Below are 19146 nucleotides of genomic sequence, written 5' to 3' on the forward strand. Positions count from 1 at the left end.
CGGGCGACCATCCTCGACGCGCGCCGAATCCGCGGCGATACCGACCGCGTTTGATGTCGCCGGCAGCCTCGTTGACGATGTGCACGCCCCGGCGGCCCAACAGGTACTTAGTCGCGCGAAAGCTGCGCGGCTGCGGCCGCTGTGCTTGTGCCAGCCACCAGGGGTGGAGATGTACATCGCCGCCGCCGGACACGACCTCATCGTCAAACGGATGCCCGGAACCGCGGCCGCGCATGACCATCGGTGTCGCTCCTGGCTACCTCCCTGCGAGCTTTCGGGTTACGGAGCTGTTGCTGAGCGGTCAATCGTCGACAACCCTGCCGACGGCACAACGGCCCTGCGGCTGGGATTCTCACTGTCGAAGACCGGAAATCGGGCTGCCCCTGAACCGTCCGATTCGCCGTCAAACACCGTTCAGACTGACGGCAACAAACTGTCGCTTCGCGCTGTGCTGCACTACCTGTGGGACGAGGCGGAACTGACTAGTTGGCATGCGGGTCTCGCCGGGCACCGCCCCTGGGCGGTCGTCTACCAGCATCTGCGGGCAGCCGTGGACGGCAAACTCGTTCGCAAGAACCCACTCGCCACATCTTTATTTGTGCCCGAACCGTTCTCGGCCGACCGCAAGACCGACATCGAGCAGCGCCGGATTAAGGCATGGGCTGCGGCGCGACGTCAGCCAGGAAAGACCACGAAATTAATGATCGGGGTTGGCGAGATCAAGGCGATCGAGCCAGCCAGTCATGGATTCAAAATGCAAGTGCGGCACCAGCCGGGGCACCCCTGGTTCCTCGATCAAGACCTGTACCGTAAGCTCACGAAGCGGTTCGCCACCGAATTCGAACTCTGGCAGATGGCCGACGCTGGCGAGGTGCGGCTGCTAGCGATCTGCACCTTCTCGGTTTCGCGGGCCGGATATGCGAACGTCGAACAACTGTCGCTGATGACAACCGATCGCAACTGGCTACCGTTCACCGGCGACGCCGACCGCACCCTGCTGAGCACCGCCATCGACGAGGAGCGCTCATTCCGGAAAGTGTTGTCGTATAACGGCAGCGCGACAGCGATGGCCTCCCTGATTTTCACCGACACCACTCCGGCGATAGCCGCTTTCATCGACCGTCCTGCCGGTGAAGCCGATGGCGATACCTCGATAGCCGAACTGCCGGTATGGAACTGGCGTACCGACGAGGTCATGCCGGATTTGCCGTCACCAATGTCCTAAGACACCACACCTACACGAAGACGCTATGCCCACCACCCGTTATGACCCGCGCCTGGATGCCGGCATCGTCGCGGCGACCCTTCGCGCCCTGGGGTACGCCGCGCGCGGCTACAGCGCGCCGGGCGGGGACGGCGATCCACCCGAGTTCGGCGTGGCGATCCACCTCGTGTGCACCGAGGCGTGGCGTTACCCCGATGGGCGCTGGGAGATCATCGACCGCCCCGCCCGTCTGGTCGCCGCCGCCCCGGCCGCGCCGCACGGCTGGCTTTACAACTTCGGTGTCACCGTTCCTGAGCCCACGTCTGCTGCGTCGCTGGCGGCGTGGGTCGCCGCACAATTACCGCCACCCGATCTGCCCGAGTATCGGATGTATTGGCAGTTCAGCCCGCCCGACACGCCGCCAGCGACCGCGCCGGCGCACTGGGCTCGACAGTGGAGCGAGCACTGGAGTCGCGGGGGAGCCGACATCGTCAATTCCAATGCGCACGTACACCACGAGGCCGCGCCGTGACGCGCCGCCAAGCCCGCGCCGCCGCGATCCACCGACTCGCCGTGCTACGGCTGCGCACCTTCATGGCCAACCACGGCTACCCAGACCCCGCCACCATCCGATCGGAGCGCACAATATGGCACGGAACAAACGGCCAGATCCGCAGCAACCGGGTCTGTTCGACGTCGTCGGCGGGGACGGTGGTAGTGACGAGCCCAGAAATTCTGCAGATCGTGACACAGACGTACGAGCAGCAGTTGGGTCTGCCGAGCCAGTGGAGCCCGGCGCAGCGGCACGCGTTCATCCAGGCCGAGGCGGACAAGATCAGTTACCGGGTAGCCGAGCTGGCCGCGGAGTTGGAAGCCCAGGCGGTGGGGGAGTGGACCCGCAGCCACGGCCAACACCCCGATTACTTGACCAAGGTGGGCCTGGTGAACACCGCCCGCAGCCAGGCGATGGAGATCGTGCTCAGCGAGGACCTCTACGAGCAGATCCCCGACGAGGAGGACCCGCCCAGCAGCCTGTGGGGCGAGGATCAGCCGACACCCGATCGCAGCCAGGTGCCCTGGGATCAGCGGTGGACGAATCCGGCGTATCGCAACGACCCCAGCCAGGACACCGAGGACCTGATCGCGATGTTGTGGCCGAAACCGGCGTTCTCGGCGGTGTTTCGGATCAAAGCCGGATATCTACTGTCGGCCCGGGCCGAGGACGGCCTGCCGGCGCCGAGCGACCAAGCCGACCCGCTCACCGCAGAGCTGGCGGAGATGATCTACGCCGACCTGCGCAGCGACGGCCTACCCGAACGGTAACCGCCCAGCCCTCGCTGTTCGACCAACTCGATCAACCCACCGACCCCGGCAACATCGACCCTGGCGGGGCGCCACTACCCCCGGTCGCGCCGCCAGCACCGACCAGCCCACCACCGACCGCGCACGTGGCCCCCGAGCGTCCCGCGGTGCGCGCACCCGCGGCCGACCACGCGGCCGTCGCAGCAATCACCCCCGGCAAACCCACCGTTGCAGAAGAATTCGCCACGCCTACCGATTTCCCCGCCAGCCGCGACACCCTGGTCCCCTCCGGCGCCAAAGCCCGTGTGCGCGCCAACATCGCCGCACTCGAGCTGCTGGACACACTGCGCGACTCGCAGCGCCCCGCCACCCACGCCGAGCAGCGAGTCCTGGCCGCCTGGTCCGGGTGGGGCGCGGTGCCCCAGGTGTTCGACACCCGCAACATCGATTTCGCCGACCAGCGCGCCAAGCTGGCCGCCATCTTGGGCCGAGACCAATTCCGTGAGGCCGAAGCCTCCATCCTCAACGCCCACTACACCGACCCCGCGATCGCCGAAGCAGTGTGGGATGCACTAGGTCGGGCCGGATTTTGCGGAGGCCGCGTGCTCGAACCTGGCTGCGGCTCAGGAACATTCATCTCCCACGCACCCGAGCAGGCCGTCATGGTCGGCGTCGAGGCTGACGCCACTACCGCCGCGATCGCCGCCCTGCTCTACCCCTCAGCGCAGATCCGCCACGAAGGTTTCGAAACCACCCGCGTCCCGGAGAACAGCTTCACCGCCGCGATTGGCAACGTCCCTTTCGGCCGCTACGCGGTGACCGACCCCGCCCACAACCGGTCGCGGCACTCCATCCACAACCACTTCATCATCAAAGCCCTCGCCCTGACCGCGCCGGGCGGCTACGTGGCCGTGCTGACCAGCCGCTACACCATGGACTCGGTCAAACAGTCCGCGCGACGTGATATTGCCACGAAGGCTAACCTCATCGGCGCCATCCGTCTGCCCTCCAAAGCTTTTGCCCGCGTCGCCGGAACCGAGGTTGTCACCGATCTGCTCGTGCTGCGCCGCCGCGACCCTCACACCCCGGCCCTCGACGAACTACCCGACTGGGTCAACACCGAGCCGGTTGAACTCCTCGACCCCGACACCGGCGACGCGGCCGCGCTCACCATCAACTCCTACTTCGCCGCCAACCCGCACAATGTGCTCGGAGCACCGCAGCTCGGCCGCGGCCTGCACGGCTCCCAGCAACTATTGATCGCCGGCGCCACTGGACCGGAGCTGGCCGCCCAGATCGCGGCCCGGCTCGCGCCGATGATCGACTCGGCGATCCAGCGCGGACTGGGCCTGACCGCCACACCCACCGACCTCACCGACGTCTCCGCCGACCTGTTCGACCCCGGCCTGATCACCGCCGCCGACCGCGGCCACGACACCCCGCTCTACACCCTGCGCTACAACCCGACCAGCCGCGGCATCGAATACTGGGCCGGCCACGACTGGCAACCCCACAAAACCCCGAAAACACTGCTGGCCGAAACCCGCGAACTCATCGGCCTGCGCGACGTCGCCGAAAGCCTCATCACCTCCCAACGCGACGGCCGCCCACCCGCCGAACGCGACCAGCTACGCGGACACCTCAACACCCTCTACGACAACTACGTGAGCCGCTACGGCCCGCTGAACCGCTTCACCTGGATCTACCCCAACGTCACCCAAGAACGCCACGATCAACGCCTGGCCGCCGCCGAAACCGCCTGGCGCGCAAGCGAAGGCAACCCCGGCCGCCCCTACACCGGCCCAGTTCCTGACGAGCTGGCCGCCCAATGGGACACCGACGCCTGGGAAGCGCCCGCACCGTACAAGAAACGCCGCCACCTCGACGGCGGCATGCGCCACGATCCCGGCTGGGCGCTGGTCGCCGCCCTGGAAATCTTCGACGACGACACCGGCCAGGCCCGCAAAGCGCCCATCTTCTCCACCGACCTGCTCAGCGCGCGACCCGACCGCACCACCGCCGACACCCCCGAAGAAGCCCTGGCGATGTGCCTGGACCGCGCCCAGCGCATCGACATCGACCTGATCGCAGCCCTGCTGGAAGTTCCGGCCTCCGATGCCCGCGAGCTCATCGCCGGGCTGGTCTATCCCAGCCTGGATGACCCCGACGAACTGCTCCCCGCCGTCACCGCACTGTCGGGCAACGTGCGCGCCAAACTCACCCGCGCCCTCGAAGCCGCCGCCACCAACCCCATCTACAGCGACTACGCCCACGCCCTGCAACAGGTCCTGCCCGACCAGCGAGAAGCCGAAGACATCAAAGTCCGCCCCGGCGCACCCTGGATCCCGGCAACAGTCATCGCCGCCTTCGCCGAAACCACCTTCGGCGCAACCGGAGTCACCGCCGAACACGTCGCCGGACGCTGGGTCGTCGACATCCCCAACTACAAACGCCACAGCCGCCTCATGAGCGACGAGTGGGGGATCGACCGGCGCGGCTGCGACGCCATCTCCCTGCTCGAAGCCGCCTGCAACTCCAAAGCCGCCCTGGTCAACGACGAGGACGGCAACCTCAACCCCCAAGCCACCTTCGCCGCGCAAGCCAAAATGACCAAGATCAGCGAGGAATTCAGCCGCTGGCTCTGGACCGACGACACCCGCCGCGACAGCCTTGTCGCCGAATACAACCGGCGCTTCAACTCGCTGCGCGCCCCCGCCTACGACGGCACCCACATGCGCTTTCCCGGCATGTCTGACCACTTCACGCCGCATTTTTACCAGCGCAACGCCGTCGCCCGAATCATCGCCGAACCCACCGTGCTGCTCGACCACGTCGTCGGCGCCGGCAAAACCGGCAGCCTAGTCGCCGGAGCCATGGAACTTCGCCGCCTGGGCCTGGTGCGCCAACCCTGGCTGGTGGTCCCCAACTCGATCACCGAACAAGTCGGCCGCGAAGCCAAACAGTGGTACCCCGCCGCCAAAGTGCTCCTAGGCTCGGCGGCCACAACCGCAGACGGACGGCGCCGCTTCATCGCCCAAACCGCCTCCAGCGACTGGGATCTGGTCGTCATCCCGCAATCAGCGTTCACCGCGATCAACGTCTCCACCGACATCCGCGTCGACTACATCGAAGAACAACTCGACACCCTGCGCCAACAACTCGGAACCGCCGAAGCCGACCGCAGCAAAAAACGCATCGAGCTAGCGATCAAAACCGCCCAAGCGCGACTGGAAAAACTGCTGGCCGCCAACACCAAAGACACCGGCCTGCGGTTCGAAGAATCAGGCTGCGACTACCTGATGATCGATGAAGCCCACAGCTACAAAAACCTCGGCCGCACCTGCAACATCGAAGAACTGTCCTGCCCCAACGCCGCCCAACGAGCCGAAGACCTCGCCCTCAAACTCACCGTGCTGCGCCAACGCCGCCGCGACGAAGCCCTCGCCAAAGGCATCCCCGCCCACCGCGTGGTCGAACGCGTCGCCACCTTCGCCACCGGCACACCGATCGCCAACTCCCTAGGCGAACTGTGGGTCATGCAAACCTACCTGCGCCCCGACCTGCTCGCCCAAGCCGGCGTCGCCGACCTCGGCGACTGGGGCGCCGCCTTCACCGCCACCACCACGACCATCGAAGTCAACGCCACCGGAACCAAACTGCGCCCCGTCACCCGGGTCGGAAAATTCACCAACCTGCCCGAACTGCTCGCCCTATCCTCGATCTACACCGACGTCGTCACCCGCGACCAGGTCCCGGTCGCGCTGCCCACCCTGCACACCGGCCAACGACAAATCATCAGCTTGCAACCCGACATCGAGGTCGTCGACTTCATCACCGACCTCGGCTGGCGCCTCGACCACCTCGACGCCCGCCAACCCCAGCGCGACAACCAGCTCAAAATCAGCACCGATGGCCGCAACAGCTCCCTCGACCCGCGCCTTGCCCACCTGAGCGCACCCCCGCACAGCCGCGTTGCCGCCGTCGCCGAACAGATCATGCGCGTACACCACCAGTACACCGACCGTGCCTACATCCACCCCGACACCCGAGAGCCCGCCGGCACCGGTGCCCTGCAAATCGTGTTCTGCGACCGCGGCACCCCGTCGAAAAACCCCGGCCAGTTCAGCATCTACCAAGCCGTCAAAGACGAACTCACCCAACGCGGAATGCCTGAAACCGCGATCCGGTTCATCCACGACGCCAAAAACCTTCACGAACTCAAATCGCTGTTCGCCCAATGCAATAGGGGCGAAGTCTCGGTGCTGATGGGCAGCACCGAGAAAATGGGCACCGGCGTCAACGTGCAGGCCCGCGCCGCCGCGCTCCACCACGTCGACGTGCCCTGGCGACCCTGCGACCTCGAGCAACGCGAAGGACGCATCCTGCGCCAAGGCAACCAAAACCTCGACGGCATCCACATCTTCAACTACGTCACCGAGGGCTCCTACGACACCGTCATGTGGCAAAAAGTCCAAGCCAAAGCACTGTTCATCGAGCAGATGCACCGCAACGAAATCGTCGACACCGAAATCGAAGACCTTTCCGGCGGCGACATCGGCGCCGCCGCCGCCGAAACCAAGGCCATCGCCACCGGCGACCCCCGCTACCTGCGCCAAGTCGAACTCGACGACACCGTCAAACGCCTCAGCGCCCTCGACCGCGCCCACACCCAATCGGTGCGCAACCGCGACTGGCAGGTCCGCGTGCTCGAACGCGCCATCCCCAACAAGCAACGCGACATCGACGAACTCGCGCCCATCGCCGCGACCGCCGCCACCCACGCCGCCAGCGACAACCCCCCGCGGCTGACGATCGGTGACACCACCCACACTCAACGAGTCCCCGCCGCCCAAGCCCTCGCCGAAGCCTGCCGGCGCGCCTACGCCGCAGGAAAAGACCGCGGCGCAAGCCGATTCGAACCCATCGGCGCCACCATCCACGACGTCGCGATCATCGCCGCACGCGACCTCACCCACGACCAACTCCTGCTACGACTGGCCGTACCGTCGCGCACCGCCGACATCGACGGCCTCGAACTGCTGTCCACCGGATCCGGGATGGGATCTGACGTCAACGGCCCCAAACAACTCGGCCTGCTGCGCCGCGTGGAAAACCTCTACCACGGGCTACCCGAACACCACGCCCGCCTGCAACGCGAACACGAACGCGACCAAGCCGAACTCGACGACTACCTGGCCAACCCGCCCGCCCCATTCGAGCACGCCGACGAGCTCGCCGCCAAAGAAGCCGAACTCAAAGCCCTCACCCTCGAACTGCGGATGGCCGCCGAAAGCCCCGAGGCCAAAGCCAAAGCCGCCCAAGCCGACCAACGCCTCAAAGCGCGCGGCCGCAAACCCGGCTGGAGCCTGCTGCTCAACCCCACCCCGGCCCTACTCGAAGAACTCGGCTACCCCAGCGCTGACGCCCTGCGCAAAACCATCCGCGCCCGCGAACGCCTCACCCTCGAACAACACGACCTCGACCAGGACCTCGACGGCCCCGGCCACGACCTCTAACCGTTGCCCATACCTAGACGTCGGCGCGGTAGCCGCACTATGTCGCCACCCGGTGTTGACTTTGGGTGAAAGTGGCCACCGATGGTCGCCAGCGCCCGTTGTGCGGCGTTACCGTGCGTCATGCCTGAAGAAAACCGCATAGCGCAGACCCAGCACGACATCCGGGCCGCCCAAGCGCTGCCCGACAGTCCCGACCGGCGAGCCAGGGGAATGGCTGCCCAGAGGCGAGCCCGCGAAGTCCTGCTGGACCCGGCCAGCACGCCCGAACAGAAGTCGGCCGCCCGGCTGGCGCTCAAGCAAGCGCGCGCCCTCGCCGGCGAGCTGGACCGCAGCCCCGCGCCCCCGCGCACCGATAACGCCCTGCGGATCAGCCTCGACATCGTCTAATCCGGGTCCGCGTTGAGCACGATCGCCGCCGCCGTGACTGGTCGGCCGCTCAACCCGTCCGCGATACTGTGAACCATGGCCCTTGATGGATTGGTCAGTGAGGCGGGCCGGGCACTCAGTGCTGCTCGCCGGTTATTCGGGTCCGCGCCGGACTCTGAGTCGTTACCGTCTGCTCAGCAGCTCGTCGACGGCCAAGACGCGCTGACACGGACCCGCCAGGCCGCCGCCACCGAGTGGCAAGGTGCCAGCGAGTCGACGTACCTGCAAACCAGCGGCGAGCAGATCCATGCGCTGAAAAGCACCGTGGACGCCGACAACCGCTTACGTCCCGCGCTCGACGATACGGCCCACGCCGCGACCGACGGCGCCAAAGACATGGACACCCTCATCGCTCAAACCCGCCACGGTGTCGCCCAATTGGCTCCCGACACCCGCACCGCCGGCGGCCAACAAGCCCTCGCCCAGTACCTGCACGGCCAACTCAGCCAAGCCAAAGGCGTCCTGGAAAACTTCACCCAACGCGACGTCGACCTCTCCGGCACCATCCAGGCCGCCGACTATGCAACCAACACCGGCGGCGCCAAGCAGTCCCCGCCCGCGATCCCGCTGGACTCCCAGAAGTGGAAGCCGGGCGACAAACGCCACCTGCCCGTCATCGCCGGACACGGTGGCATCGGCCCCGCCAACCCGTGGGGTGCGCCCGGATGGCTCGAAATCGGTTCGCAGTCAGGCAATTTTGTGCGCGAAGACGAACTGCCGCACGTCCAGGTGCTCGAACCTGGAGCACTGGGTCCCTCTACTAAGTCTGACGAGCACGGCAACCCCGACCCCTACATCGAGCTAGGCCCCAACACCGGAGTGTGGGCGCCGCAGTCGGATTTCCCGGGCGCGAAGTTCTATCCGCCGGGATCAACCGAGAAACCACCGTATGGGTGGGAAGAATTTCTGCCCGGATCAGGGATCTACCTGTGGCACGGCGACCTGCTGCCCGAACCAGCCGACCCCCACCAAACCCGCGATCCGGGCACCTACCCGCAATCCGGGCATTAGCTGCTCGTATTCGCGATGCGTTGCAGCAGCCGCTCTCGGTCGGTGAGCAGGTCAAGCAGATACACCATCGGCACCAAAACAACGTCGGCGGGCAGCCGCCCGCTATGGTCAGCGAGGATCTCAGCATTGCCACCAAAACCATGGGTGGTGTTGCGCCGCGCGTTCCACAACCGCAGCAGCCGCGATTCGGTCGTCGCATCCGGATTGGGGCTCGACACAAAGAACCCATCGGCGGTCCGCTCGGCGGCCGCCATAGCCCGATAGGCCGGCGCCAGGATCAGCGGCGCAATCCGTTCTGGCACACGCTCTTCGAGCGCGCTGATCCGCTTGTGGATCCGCGACGGCACCATCAGCGCGCCAGCACCGTTACCGCCCGCGAAGCTGTCGGCAAGAATGTCCAACGCCGGGAACATCAGCATCAGTTGCGCGGCCTGATCGGTGGGGCGACGCAGGATCGCCCCGACCCGCGACAGCAGCTGCTCGACGTTAAGCATCCACATCTGGTGCGCCTCAGGCAGGTAGAAGCCGTTGGCGTCAACATACGTGGTAGGGGAGAACAGGTCACGCAGCATCTTGTTGATGCGGCTGGCCCACCAGTCCACCGCCTCCGAGTAGGCAGCCTTATGAAGCGTTGCCTCATCGAATGATTCGGTATCGAACTCCTCGGCCGGCCAGTGATAATCGAAGATTTTCAGACTGTCTATATGGTCGCGGCTGGCGCCCCTGCCGCGCCCCCCGGATCACACGTCCGAACGTGTACAGGATGACCTGCCCCAGACGCGGTGCGCCGATGCCCCACAACAGTGGGGACATATTGCCCAGCAGTGGCGCAAAGTACAGCCCGCCAAAGATCGTCCCCTCCAAAAGCGCCCCAGATGAGTTGAACGTCAGGTCATTTGGATTACCTTTGGCGCTTGCGATCACGTCGGTGACGCTTTCGTGTCTGAGCCGAATCATGACCTGGGGGAGTTTGGACCACCGGTAGGCCAGCGGGTCGATGCGGATGTCATGCACAGAGTGCCGGGCGAACAGGGGTTCGGTGGTGCCGTCATCGTGGTACAGCGGGATTTCGGCGAGCGTGTCGCTGGCCCAGCGGATCGCCTCGGGGACTTGATCGTCGCGGACCGCGATCAAGGTGCTGGTGATCTGCTCCAGCAGTGACGGCAACGTGGTCGACTTTTGCAACTCTTCGATGTGCCGCTGGTACTGCGGCGCCAGCTCAGGTGCCATTCCACCGGGCACCTGGGGAGTTGGGGTGCTCGACACATCGAACCTACTGCGGTTCAGCGCAGGCCCGTGCAGCGTCTTCGCCTCGACCAGGTCGACCTGGCGGACCGAGACGACCCAAGTGGTGTCCGGCGGCGTCGGCGCCTGGACGACATTCAAACCGAGGTAGTCGAGCAGCCAAGCGGGGTCACCGCCTGAAATATCAGGTGGCAGATCAATTTTCATGGCGTATCGGGTGAATCCTCATGCTGCGTATTGCGGCCTGTTTGCGTTCATGTGAATGGCGCGGTCACGACGCCCGGCTATCAACGATACGCGCGATCGGGGCGTACTCGGCTGTGTCCGCGTCGAGAGCGCGACCGCGCTAGTCCTTTTCAAACATTCACACCGGTCCGCGATCGCGAATCAGACAGTCGACACTGGGGTGACTGGATTCGGAAGTCGAGCATCCTGACACTGCTGCTGGGTCCCAAACTATTTCTTGTGGCGCGTTTCTACGATCGACGTACGAACGAGCCACGTAGGGTCAGTAGCGCGACGCACCGTGACCATCTTCTGTGCTGAAGTTAAACGGGCGCAGTGTGCTTCGTAGCCAGAGCGTCGCGGGTTTGTAGATTGTGGCTATTCGCTCGTTCTACGAATGGGCCGAGGCGCAGTCCATGCCGGCCACCGTTTTGGTGTCATGGAGATGCGCAAGTGTCAAATCGCAGGCGCGGTACTACCGCACAAGTGTATGGCGCCTTTTGACAGACAACAAAAGTCGACACTGCCTGTGGACAAGCTGCGAGGAATTTTTCGGCCAATATATGGCCCGCTGGTAGCGGTCGGCAGGCGACGGGACTTATCGTTCCGAGCGTGACTGGATGGACCGATGTGGCGCTGTCGAACTTGCTGGGTGGCGTCTCAGAAGTGCTGGGGACACGGTTTCCATCCGCACCGCGCGGCGGGGGGCCGTCTTCTCAAGACGGCGGGGCGATCACTGATCGCGGCCAGCTCACGATGAACGATCGGGCCAAGCTGCAATACATGGGGATCGACCCCGACACCGCCTCTTTGGATCAGATTAATAGGGCCTTGGAGCACGACGCGCCGGTGTCACCGCCACCCCCGCCGCCGCCGGATGGTCCGAAGTCTCCGCCACTGCCGACAAACCCAAGTTCGGCACCGCCGGGGATGTCGGGTTCTGCGGTGGATGCGGCCAAACGTCTTGATGATGCGTTGGCCAAGAATCATTCGGCGATCAATGACGCCGACGACGAGTTGGCTGATGCCGTGTTGAAGGCGACTAGCTCCAGCGAGGAGGGCCGTAAGCGCTTGCAAGGGTTGCAGCAAGAGATCATCGACGAGGTCAACAAACTCGACTCGACGTTGGACACCGCGCGCGGCCAGCAGCAGCTGGCCGAATTCCTGCAAAACAAAACCGGCGACATCCTTGATGTGCTCAAAAACGGCAGCCTGGACGCTGATTCGCAGGCCAAGGTGCTCGACGGTTTGGCGGCGCGCTATCAGGCTGTGCATGACGGCGGCAAGGGGTCAGGTGATGACCCGTCGAAACCCGCTGGCACACCGGGTGATCCCGCCGCCACACCGCCACCAGGAGCGCCGGGCGCACCGGGCGCGGCCACCGATCCCGGCGCCGACCCCGCTGGGACTGGGGATGATCCGTTACTCAGTGGCGGCTTGCCCTCAGATGCAATGCTCGGCGGTCTGGGCGCACTCGGCCCGGCAATGGGCGCGCTGGGCTCGATCCCCTCGGCGTTGGGCTCGGCCATTCCCGGGCTGGGAGGCGGTGGCGGCGGTCTGGGTGATTTGGGCGATGCGATCGGTAGCGCGTTGCGCGATCCGGGCCGCGACTCCGCCTCGGAGGCCGCCGACGAGCACGCCGTGCCGCTCAAAGACCCCTCGGATTCCCCCTCGAGCGGCGATAAATCCCAGAGCGGCACGCAGCAGGCCGGCAATCAGGGCGACAACCCCGCGAACGGTGGCGCGCAGAACGCCGGGAACGGCACGTCGGCGCCGCCGGCGGCGGCCGCAGCTGGGCAGGTGCCCGCCGCGTCCACCCACGTGCAGCTTCCGGACAACTCGGTGCGCACTGCCGATAGCCCGGCGGTGGCGCAGGCGGGACGCGCGGTGCTCGGCGGAGGCGACATCGACGAGGCCTACAGCGCAGCGGGACTGCAATTGCCTCCGGTCGGCGCTGCGGTGAGCGCACCGGTGAGCCCGTCGCGGCTGCAATTCGGCGACATCGGCCAATACACCGATCACCGGGTGATGGCCCTGGGCAAGGACACCGTGTGGATCAACGGTGAGGTCACCCCGATCGACCAGCTTGAGACCGGGCCGAACTTCCTGGGCTGGGCACACCCGACAGCCACCTCATCACCGGCCGTGGCGGCGTCGGCGACGCTGCCGGCGCCCCCACCACCGGCTGCACCGGCGGCCAGCTGAGCGACCATCCAGCGCGAACAAGGAGAGTAATCTGATGGCGATGAGTGAGCAGACCACGCAGGTCAGCCCCACAGAACTGATCAAATGGGCACTGGCACACGAGCGGGCCGCCGAGGGGTGCGCCACGGCGCGCGCAGATAATCAGCGCACGGCGGCCGCCGCGGCGTCGTGGGGGCCGCTGTTTCATGAAGCCCGCCGCGCCACCATTAGCGCTGTCAACGCGCGGGAGGCCACGCTGGTCTCACAGGAGCAGCGGCACCGGGCGATGGCCGCGCAGCTGCGCAAAGGTGCTGCGCAGATGGAAGAGATGAACGCCCAGAACCGGGCCGCGCTGACGATTTCGACCGACTAGCGCCATGTCTGAAGCGCCCTCGACCGACTTCGATACCGTGGTGTTCGAGGCCGCCAGCCGCGATGAGTCGATCGTGGTGTCGGTCGGGCGAAGCGGTAACTCGTTGGGTGTGGAACTGCTGGCCGAGGCCATGAAACTCAGCGACGCCGAGCTGGCCAATCGGATCATCAAACTGAATACGCTGGCGCATCTGCGCTCCCAGCTGGCGTTGCGCGAGGAGTGGGAGGCATCCCACGTCGCCGTGTCTAGCGCGCTGGCCACCGCCGAGCAGGTCGCCAGCTACGAAGCGCTGATCGACTTCTGATCACCGCGCCGACGCGGCACAGGGAAGGAGCGAGGTGGCAGCGTTGAAAGTGGACACTGCGGGGCTGCACGCTGTGGCAACCGGTTTGCGCGCCGCCGCCCACACCCTGGCCCAGTTGGGCGCCACGCCGCTGGCGCATCCGCCGCTGGCTAGCGATGAAACCTCAACGAGTGCAGCGGCACGACTGAGTGAACACGGGGCGGTGGTGGCCTCACGCTCCAGCGACGGTGCAGCAGTCCTCAACTCCGCAGCCGACGCCATTACCCAAGCGGCACAGTCTTATACGGCGATGGACGCCACGAACGCGACGGTGGTCAGCTTACAGGGCAACCCCACGCCGGCCACGGCGTCACCCACCTCGGCGGTGACCGCCGACCTGACCGCCGCCCAGATTCCGATCGCCCCGCAGATACCACGGCCCGCCGAGACCACCGCGGCGATCATGGAAGACGGACAAGCCGGCGCAGGAGCGCCGTTCGTCTCGGGGTGCACAGCACTCGCAGAAGCGTTCGGCGATGCCGCACGTTCGGCACGCACCGCTGCCGGCGAGGTGAGCCAACACCTGCAGGGCGAGGCGGGCCCGACTATCAGTGCCGCGCTTAACGGGTACGCCGACTGGTCAGACTCCATGACCCGCTACGCACATCTGCTGGGACAGATGGCCGGCGACCACAAGCATCGCTTCGCCCAGGCGCAGCACAGCACCCCGTCGACAACGGACTTCGCTAACCGGCATCGGGAATTGCAGAACGCGATCGCGGTGTACAACTCTCGCCCCACACCCGGTGCCGCCCAGGCAGTGTCGAGAGCACACAGCAATGTCAACGAGCTGACCAACCGCACCCATATCGCGGCCACGACCTATCACACCGGCGAGGAACCCGCCACACCACCTGGCCCGCCTCCTGTGGTGCCGATCGTCGAACCCGATGGCGGACAAGGCAACACACCACCGGTGACCGGGCAGGACGGATCTGGGCCGCCCCAGGCAGCGAAACCCAAATCAGCAGAGGGGTCCGATGATGATGGCGCCGACGCCATCGCCGACACAGGCGACGACCCGGGAGACGGGCTCGACCCGGCCGCCGCGGCAGGCAACCCCGCCGGCGCAGCAGGTATGCCGGGCATGGCGGGGTCGCTGCCATCGATGATGACCGGCCTGCTCGGTGGCGTTGTCGGGATGGCGGCCTCCATCCCGGAGAAGTTGGGTCAAGAAGCTCAGCAATTTGCCCAGCAAGCCACCCAGGCGGTTTCCGGACTTGCCTCGGGCCTGGGCGGCAAAGATAAGCTCGACGACGACGTCCACCCCGGCGATCTTGCCGACTCGTTCGCCGGGGGCAGCGGCGGAGGCGATGACGGCGGCGGCGGTGCCACCACCCCAGCCTCAGACGGCGGGATCGGTGACCTTAGACCGGCCGCGTCGGCGATGGGCTCGGTCGACCCCAGCCCACCGCCGATGGCCGGCCTAAGCGGCGCGCCGCCGAGCGCACCGACCGCGGCCGCTGCCGGCATGGGCGGCGCACCGATGTTCATGCCCCCGATGGGCGGAATGGGTGCCGGTGCGGGTGGGGGGGCGACCCGCACCATCAAAGATCCCGACAAAACGATCGTGCCGCCCTCGCGACCTAACTCGCAACGGGTCAAAGGTGAACCCCGCGACCCGCTGCGGCACACCGCCACCGTGGACACGACCAGTCCACCCACGGGCGGCGCTGCTAAGCGGCCCGTAGAAATCAGATCGCGCAGCCGGCGCGTGGAACAACCCGACAGCGACGACAAAGGCGGCGGTAAATGACCGTTTTCGAATATCCCGGTTATCAGGCCGATAAGGACTTGACCGCCAGCGTCATTGCCCGAGTCGAACGGGTATCGGCGATGCTGTCCAAAGTGCTCGAAGACTTCGCCGCCGTCGACGTCGAGGCCAGCGGCGCAGACGGAGACGTGGTGCTGTCGGTGAACTCCCAGGGGCAGCTGACCTCGCTGTCGCTCGCCCAGGGCTGCACCACCCGCTACACCCATTCCGCCCTTTCTGAACTGATCAACACCACGATCGACGAGGCAGTTAACGCCGCCTACGCCGAGGCCGAAGCAGTGACCGGCACTGACGATCAAGAAGCCCTCCACGACGCAGTGCAGGCATTTATCGATCCGGACAGTGAAATCTGGGCGGCGCAATGAGAATGCGGCCCGCTTTTCGCTTCCAATACAGTTTTATTGGTAGCGTCTCGTCGCGCGACAGCGATACCCTGATGGGATGAATCCGCAGGTGCCGGGCCACCCGACTGGCGCCCCACCCGCGTGGGGGGCCGGAGCGCCCGCGGGTGCGACAGTCATCACGCCATCCGCCTACCTGCCACCGCAGCCCCCTGCACCTGCCCCGCCGCCGGCGCCGCGCACACCGCGCCGGGCCCGCTGGATCGCCGTGTGGACGATGTTCACCCTCGCGCTCCTGCTCGCCGCCACGGCTTTCGGTCTCAGCGTCGACGGCCTGACCACCCACACAGCGACGACAACCACAGTGACCGCCACACCGCCACCGCCGACCTTCACCGCTGACCAGGTGGCCGCCGCCAAAAAAGACGTTTGCGACGCCAGCATCAACGCGGATAAGTCGATCACCGGCGCGCAGCACAATTTCTTTAGCACTGCCCGCGATCGGCAATCTCCGGCGTATGGACCTGCGCTGGCCAACTTTCAGCTTGTCGCGTCTGTCGAAACCGCTTACCTCGAAAGGCATATAGCGCCAGCGGTGCCGAAAGACGTTAAGGATGCGACAAACAGCTACATCGCTTCCGTAATGGCACTGGTAGACGCGAACACTCGTGCGCTATCCGACCAAGACGCCCAGCCATTTGTAGTAGCTGTTAGGGCTGCTGGTGAACAACTTGACAAGGTGTGTGAGTAACGATGGCAGCAGACGATTCCCTTCGTGTTGAACCTGACGCCGCGGCGTTAGCGAACGCGCTAACAAGCGGGGCTGCAACGCAGTTCGCCGTGAAGATGCCGGCGCAACCGGCACACGCTGCGGCGAAGTCGGCTGCTGATGCCACCCAGGCAGTGTCGATGTGGGCGCCAAGTATTGCGGCTGGCGCCTCTATCCGTGCAGACGTCCTCGGGGCCGCCGCGGCGGTGGCACCCCACCTAGCGGCAGTCGGCCAACAGAACGAGCAGGCTCTGGGGGACACCGTCCAGACCGACGAGCAGAACGCCAAAGATCTGACCGCACACCCGGTGATGGAAGCATGACGACAGTCCTCCGCCCGCCACAACTAGGCCCGGCGCAATCCCCTTACCCGCCACCACCTCCGACCGTAGCGGGGCCAAGTCGTGCGGTCATCGCGGCAGCGCTGTTGAGCCTTATCGCTTCGGGGGCGTCTGTGACTGTCGCTGGCATCAGCTGGGCATCAGCACATTCCGGCACAACACAGCCTGCGCCGACGTCGGCGACGTCCAAACCTGATGCGGGTCAGGTGGCCGCCGCCCGCACCACGGCATGCCAGCTCTGGAGCACGTCCGCGAACGTGATGGATGAAGCGAGCACGGCGGTCGCCCGTGCTCCAAAAGACTGGAATGCTCCAGAAACCCAGCAGGCATTAACGGACGAAGCGCGGATTGTCATGGTGGAGAGCTCATACCTTCGTCACCATCTTCCCTCCGCCACGCCTTCGGATGTCCGCGCTGGAATCGACGAATATCTCGCGGCCTCGATCGATATGGAGAATGCCACGGCGCACCGCCAAGGCAAGACTCGTGACGCCGCAATCGACCGGGCGAACGAGGCGGAAGGCAAAGTCACCGCGGCTTGCCGGTAAAAGCATAAGGGAGATCGATTAGTGGCAGGTGTGCCAGCAGCCAGCATCGCTGGCAACATGGTCGTGACTCCGGACATGCCGCCACCCAATCCGGCCCTCTACGAGGAAGAAGCGACGTACTTCAAAGCGCTGGCTGAAGACGCCGAGGTCATCCATCAGCAGTTGAAAGTCGCCAATGCGATGCGCGAGCAGTCCGCGCAATCGCCAGGTTTCGACGAAGGTCACGAAAAAAACCGCCAGGCAGCGGCCGAGGTTGGTCGATTGGCCGGTGTTTATCGCGACGCTGGAACGTACTTTTCGTCGGTTGCCGAGGTGTACCGCACCGCTGAACGGTGTCAGCAAAGCGCCATCAACAGCGCCAACCAAGAACTCGCCAACGCAAAGACACCTGCAGAGCAGCTGGTCATTATCGGGCGGTGGCATTCACACGCTCGAAGCCTTACCAGCAGCGCCATCGCCGAAGCCGAGCAAAAAGCCACGAATTTCCGAACCAAGGCCGGAACCGACATCATCGCCCTAGACTCGCGAACCAAAGCGCCTCCGCCGCAAGCCCCCACGCTTCCTCGGAGCGGCGGAAACGGCATCGCCGTACCAGCCGGAAAGCCGCATACCGATCTAGCGCAGGAACCAGGAACCGACGATGCCACGTCGCCCAACGACGAGCCTGACGGTAACGCCAACAATGGGGCAGCGGCCGCTGGGCGAACGAGTGGCCACACGCCCTACAAACGCGGGCAAGAGAAAGGAACTGACGGAACGCCAAGCGGTGCACCGGATCCCAGCGCACTCGCGACCGGCCCGTTTTCTGGTGCGAGCCAGTCGCCGCTGGGCGGCGGCAGCGGTCTTGAGTCTCTCGGTGGTTTTCCAGGCGCGCTGTCGTCCGGAGGTGGCGGGCTGAGCCCACTGTCGAGCGGTGGTGGACTTGGTGGTCTGGGCTCAGGCGGGGGTCTGTCAGGCCTGACCTCCGGTGGTCTGCCGGGCGCTCAGGCGGCCGGGCTGAGCGGGTTGCCGAGCAGCGGGCCGGCGGCGGTTCCGCAGGCTGCAACGTCGGCCGGGGCCTTCTCGCAAGGTCTTTCGGCGGGGTCGAATGCCGGGTCGGCTTTGACTTCGTTACCGCCGGCCACGGGCACCGGGTCTGCGACCGCAGCCTCAAGCCCGGCGGCCACGGCGACGCCGACCGCCGGGCTGGCCGACAGTGCCGCGCCCTCGGCGGGGCTTGGCGCGGCCGGCGCCTCACCTGGGGGAGTAGGTGCGAGTTCGGGGGCGGTGGGCTCGGCTGGTAACGCAGGAGCCTCGGCCGGGCCAGGGGCGATGATGGTGCCGCCGCCAGGTATGGGCGCCCCGGCCGCGCCGGTGGCCGCCGGAACCAGCGCCGGCAGCCCGGGCGCGTCGGTGATGCCCGCAGGAAATCCGGGCTCCTCGAACAGCGCGCTGGGAGGGGGAGGTGCGGGAGCGGGGCCGTCAGCGGCGGGGACGAACGGCGCAATGTTGGTGCCCGCCAGCGTTGTTGCCAGCGGCAATGCAGGGGCGGGTCAACGTCAGCG

The 19146-nt window shown here is 66.1% G+C and carries 18 protein-coding genes; 14 read left to right on the forward strand and 4 right to left on the reverse strand.

What is annotated here, in order from left to right:
• Positions 1-79 precede the first annotated feature (79 nt).
• The 6 genes from OQ968_RS02625 to OQ968_RS02650 all read left to right on the forward strand — a co-directional run bounded on the left by OQ968_RS02625 (position 80) and on the right by OQ968_RS02650 (position 9459).
• Entirely contained in the window at positions 80-1225 is a 1146-nt protein-coding gene (locus OQ968_RS02625; RefSeq protein ID WP_324675031.1) for a DUF1173 family protein, read from the forward strand.
• Positions 1226-1250: 25 nt separating this feature from the next.
• Entirely contained in the window at positions 1251-1736 is a 486-nt protein-coding gene (locus OQ968_RS02630; protein ID WP_324674351.1) for a hypothetical protein, read from the forward strand.
• Complete coding sequence (locus OQ968_RS02635) at positions 1733-2527, forward strand: hypothetical protein (RefSeq protein WP_324674353.1); 795 nt, start codon at positions 1733-1735, stop codon at positions 2525-2527. Before OQ968_RS02630 ends, OQ968_RS02635 begins: the two co-directional genes overlap by 4 nt.
• 146 nt (positions 2528-2673) lie before the next feature.
• Entirely contained in the window at positions 2674-8022 is a 5349-nt protein-coding gene (locus tag OQ968_RS02640; RefSeq protein WP_324674355.1) for a helicase-related protein, read from the forward strand.
• 120 nt (positions 8023-8142) lie between these two features.
• Positions 8143-8409, forward strand: a complete 267-nt coding sequence (locus OQ968_RS02645) for a hypothetical protein (protein ID WP_324674356.1) — start codon at positions 8143-8145, stop codon at positions 8407-8409.
• A 75-nt stretch (positions 8410-8484) separates the two neighbouring features.
• Positions 8485-9459, forward strand: a complete 975-nt coding sequence (locus OQ968_RS02650; RefSeq protein ID WP_324674358.1) for a hypothetical protein — start codon at positions 8485-8487, stop codon at positions 9457-9459.
• On the opposite strand, the gene OQ968_RS02655 is transcribed toward OQ968_RS02650, so the two are convergent.
• The gene (locus tag OQ968_RS02655) at positions 9456-10061 is read right to left on the reverse strand and encodes a hypothetical protein (protein ID WP_324674360.1); all 606 of its coding nucleotides are present in this window, start codon (positions 10059-10061) and stop codon (positions 9456-9458) included. The genes OQ968_RS02650 and OQ968_RS02655 overlap by 4 nt on opposite strands.
• Positions 10062-10095: 34 nt before the next feature.
• On the reverse strand, positions 10096-10911 hold the full coding sequence (locus tag OQ968_RS02660; RefSeq protein ID WP_324674362.1) for a hypothetical protein: 816 nt from the start codon (positions 10909-10911) through the stop codon (positions 10096-10098).
• A gap of 630 nt (positions 10912-11541) precedes the next feature.
• On the opposite strand from OQ968_RS02660, the gene OQ968_RS02665 reads away from it, so the two are divergent.
• The 8 genes from OQ968_RS02665 to OQ968_RS02700 all read left to right on the forward strand — a co-directional run bounded on the left by OQ968_RS02665 (position 11542) and on the right by OQ968_RS02700 (position 17602).
• On the forward strand, positions 11542-13134 hold the full coding sequence (locus OQ968_RS02665; protein WP_324674364.1) for a DUF4226 domain-containing protein: 1593 nt from the start codon (positions 11542-11544) through the stop codon (positions 13132-13134).
• 40 nt (positions 13135-13174) lie between these two features.
• Positions 13175-13486, forward strand: coding sequence for a type VII secretion target (locus OQ968_RS02670; RefSeq protein ID WP_324674365.1), 312 nt, complete (start codon positions 13175-13177; stop codon positions 13484-13486).
• Positions 13487-13490: 4 nt separating this feature from the next.
• Positions 13491-13790, forward strand: coding sequence for a DUF2694 domain-containing protein (locus OQ968_RS02675; protein WP_324674367.1), 300 nt, complete (start codon positions 13491-13493; stop codon positions 13788-13790).
• A gap of 115 nt (positions 13791-13905) precedes the next feature.
• On the forward strand, positions 13906-15585 hold the full coding sequence (locus tag OQ968_RS02680; protein ID WP_324674369.1) for a PE family protein: 1680 nt from the start codon (positions 13906-13908) through the stop codon (positions 15583-15585).
• Positions 15582-15968, forward strand: coding sequence for a YbaB/EbfC family nucleoid-associated protein (locus tag OQ968_RS02685; protein WP_324674371.1), 387 nt, complete (start codon positions 15582-15584; stop codon positions 15966-15968). Before OQ968_RS02680 ends, OQ968_RS02685 begins: the two co-directional genes overlap by 4 nt.
• Before the next feature lie 253 nt (positions 15969-16221).
• Positions 16222-16695 (forward strand): hypothetical protein, encoded by a 474-nt coding sequence (locus OQ968_RS02690; RefSeq protein ID WP_324674373.1) that lies wholly within the window; start codon positions 16222-16224, stop codon positions 16693-16695.
• A gap of 2 nt (positions 16696-16697) precedes the next feature.
• Complete coding sequence (locus tag OQ968_RS02695) at positions 16698-17036, forward strand: hypothetical protein (protein ID WP_324674375.1); 339 nt, start codon at positions 16698-16700, stop codon at positions 17034-17036.
• A gap of 224 nt (positions 17037-17260) precedes the next feature.
• Positions 17261-17602 (forward strand): hypothetical protein, encoded by a 342-nt coding sequence (locus OQ968_RS02700; RefSeq protein ID WP_324674377.1) that lies wholly within the window; start codon positions 17261-17263, stop codon positions 17600-17602.
• Positions 17603-17620: 18 nt separating this feature from the next.
• Here the strand turns inward: OQ968_RS02700 and OQ968_RS02705 are convergent, their stop codons facing one another.
• On the reverse strand, positions 17621-17944 hold the full coding sequence (locus OQ968_RS02705; RefSeq protein WP_324674379.1) for a hypothetical protein: 324 nt from the start codon (positions 17942-17944) through the stop codon (positions 17621-17623).
• A gap of 641 nt (positions 17945-18585) precedes the next feature.
• The gene (locus tag OQ968_RS02710) at positions 18586-19122 is read right to left on the reverse strand and encodes a hypothetical protein (protein ID WP_324674381.1); all 537 of its coding nucleotides are present in this window, start codon (positions 19120-19122) and stop codon (positions 18586-18588) included.
• Positions 19123-19146 lie beyond the last annotated feature (24 nt).

This window comes from Mycobacterium sp. 663a-19 (assembly GCF_035616495.1).
In the GTDB taxonomy this organism is placed as follows: Bacteria; Actinomycetota; Actinomycetes; order Mycobacteriales; family Mycobacteriaceae; genus Mycobacterium.

What these genes read in the sequence shown, in the direction of transcription:
- OQ968_RS02660 (WP_324674362.1), bottom strand. Translation starts at nt 10,911, where the DNA reads ATGAAAATTGATCTGCCACCTGATATTTCAGGCGGTGACCCCGCTTGG.
- OQ968_RS02695 (WP_324674375.1), top strand. Translation starts at nt 16,698, where the DNA reads ATGGCAGCAGACGATTCCCTTCGTGTTGAACCTGACGCCGCGGCGTTA.
- OQ968_RS02670 (WP_324674365.1), top strand. Translation starts at nt 13,175, where the DNA reads ATGAGTGAGCAGACCACGCAGGTCAGCCCCACAGAACTGATCAAATGG.
- OQ968_RS02685 (WP_324674371.1), top strand. Translation starts at nt 15,582, where the DNA reads ATGACCGTTTTCGAATATCCCGGTTATCAGGCCGATAAGGACTTGACC.
- OQ968_RS02630 (WP_324674351.1), top strand. Translation starts at nt 1,251, where the DNA reads ATGCCCACCACCCGTTATGACCCGCGCCTGGATGCCGGCATCGTCGCG.
- OQ968_RS02675 (WP_324674367.1), top strand. Translation starts at nt 13,491, where the DNA reads ATGTCTGAAGCGCCCTCGACCGACTTCGATACCGTGGTGTTCGAGGCC.
- OQ968_RS02690 (WP_324674373.1), top strand. Translation starts at nt 16,222, where the DNA reads ATGTTCACCCTCGCGCTCCTGCTCGCCGCCACGGCTTTCGGTCTCAGC.
- OQ968_RS02645 (WP_324674356.1), top strand. Translation starts at nt 8,143, where the DNA reads ATGCCTGAAGAAAACCGCATAGCGCAGACCCAGCACGACATCCGGGCC.
- OQ968_RS02650 (WP_324674358.1), top strand. Translation starts at nt 8,485, where the DNA reads ATGGCCCTTGATGGATTGGTCAGTGAGGCGGGCCGGGCACTCAGTGCT.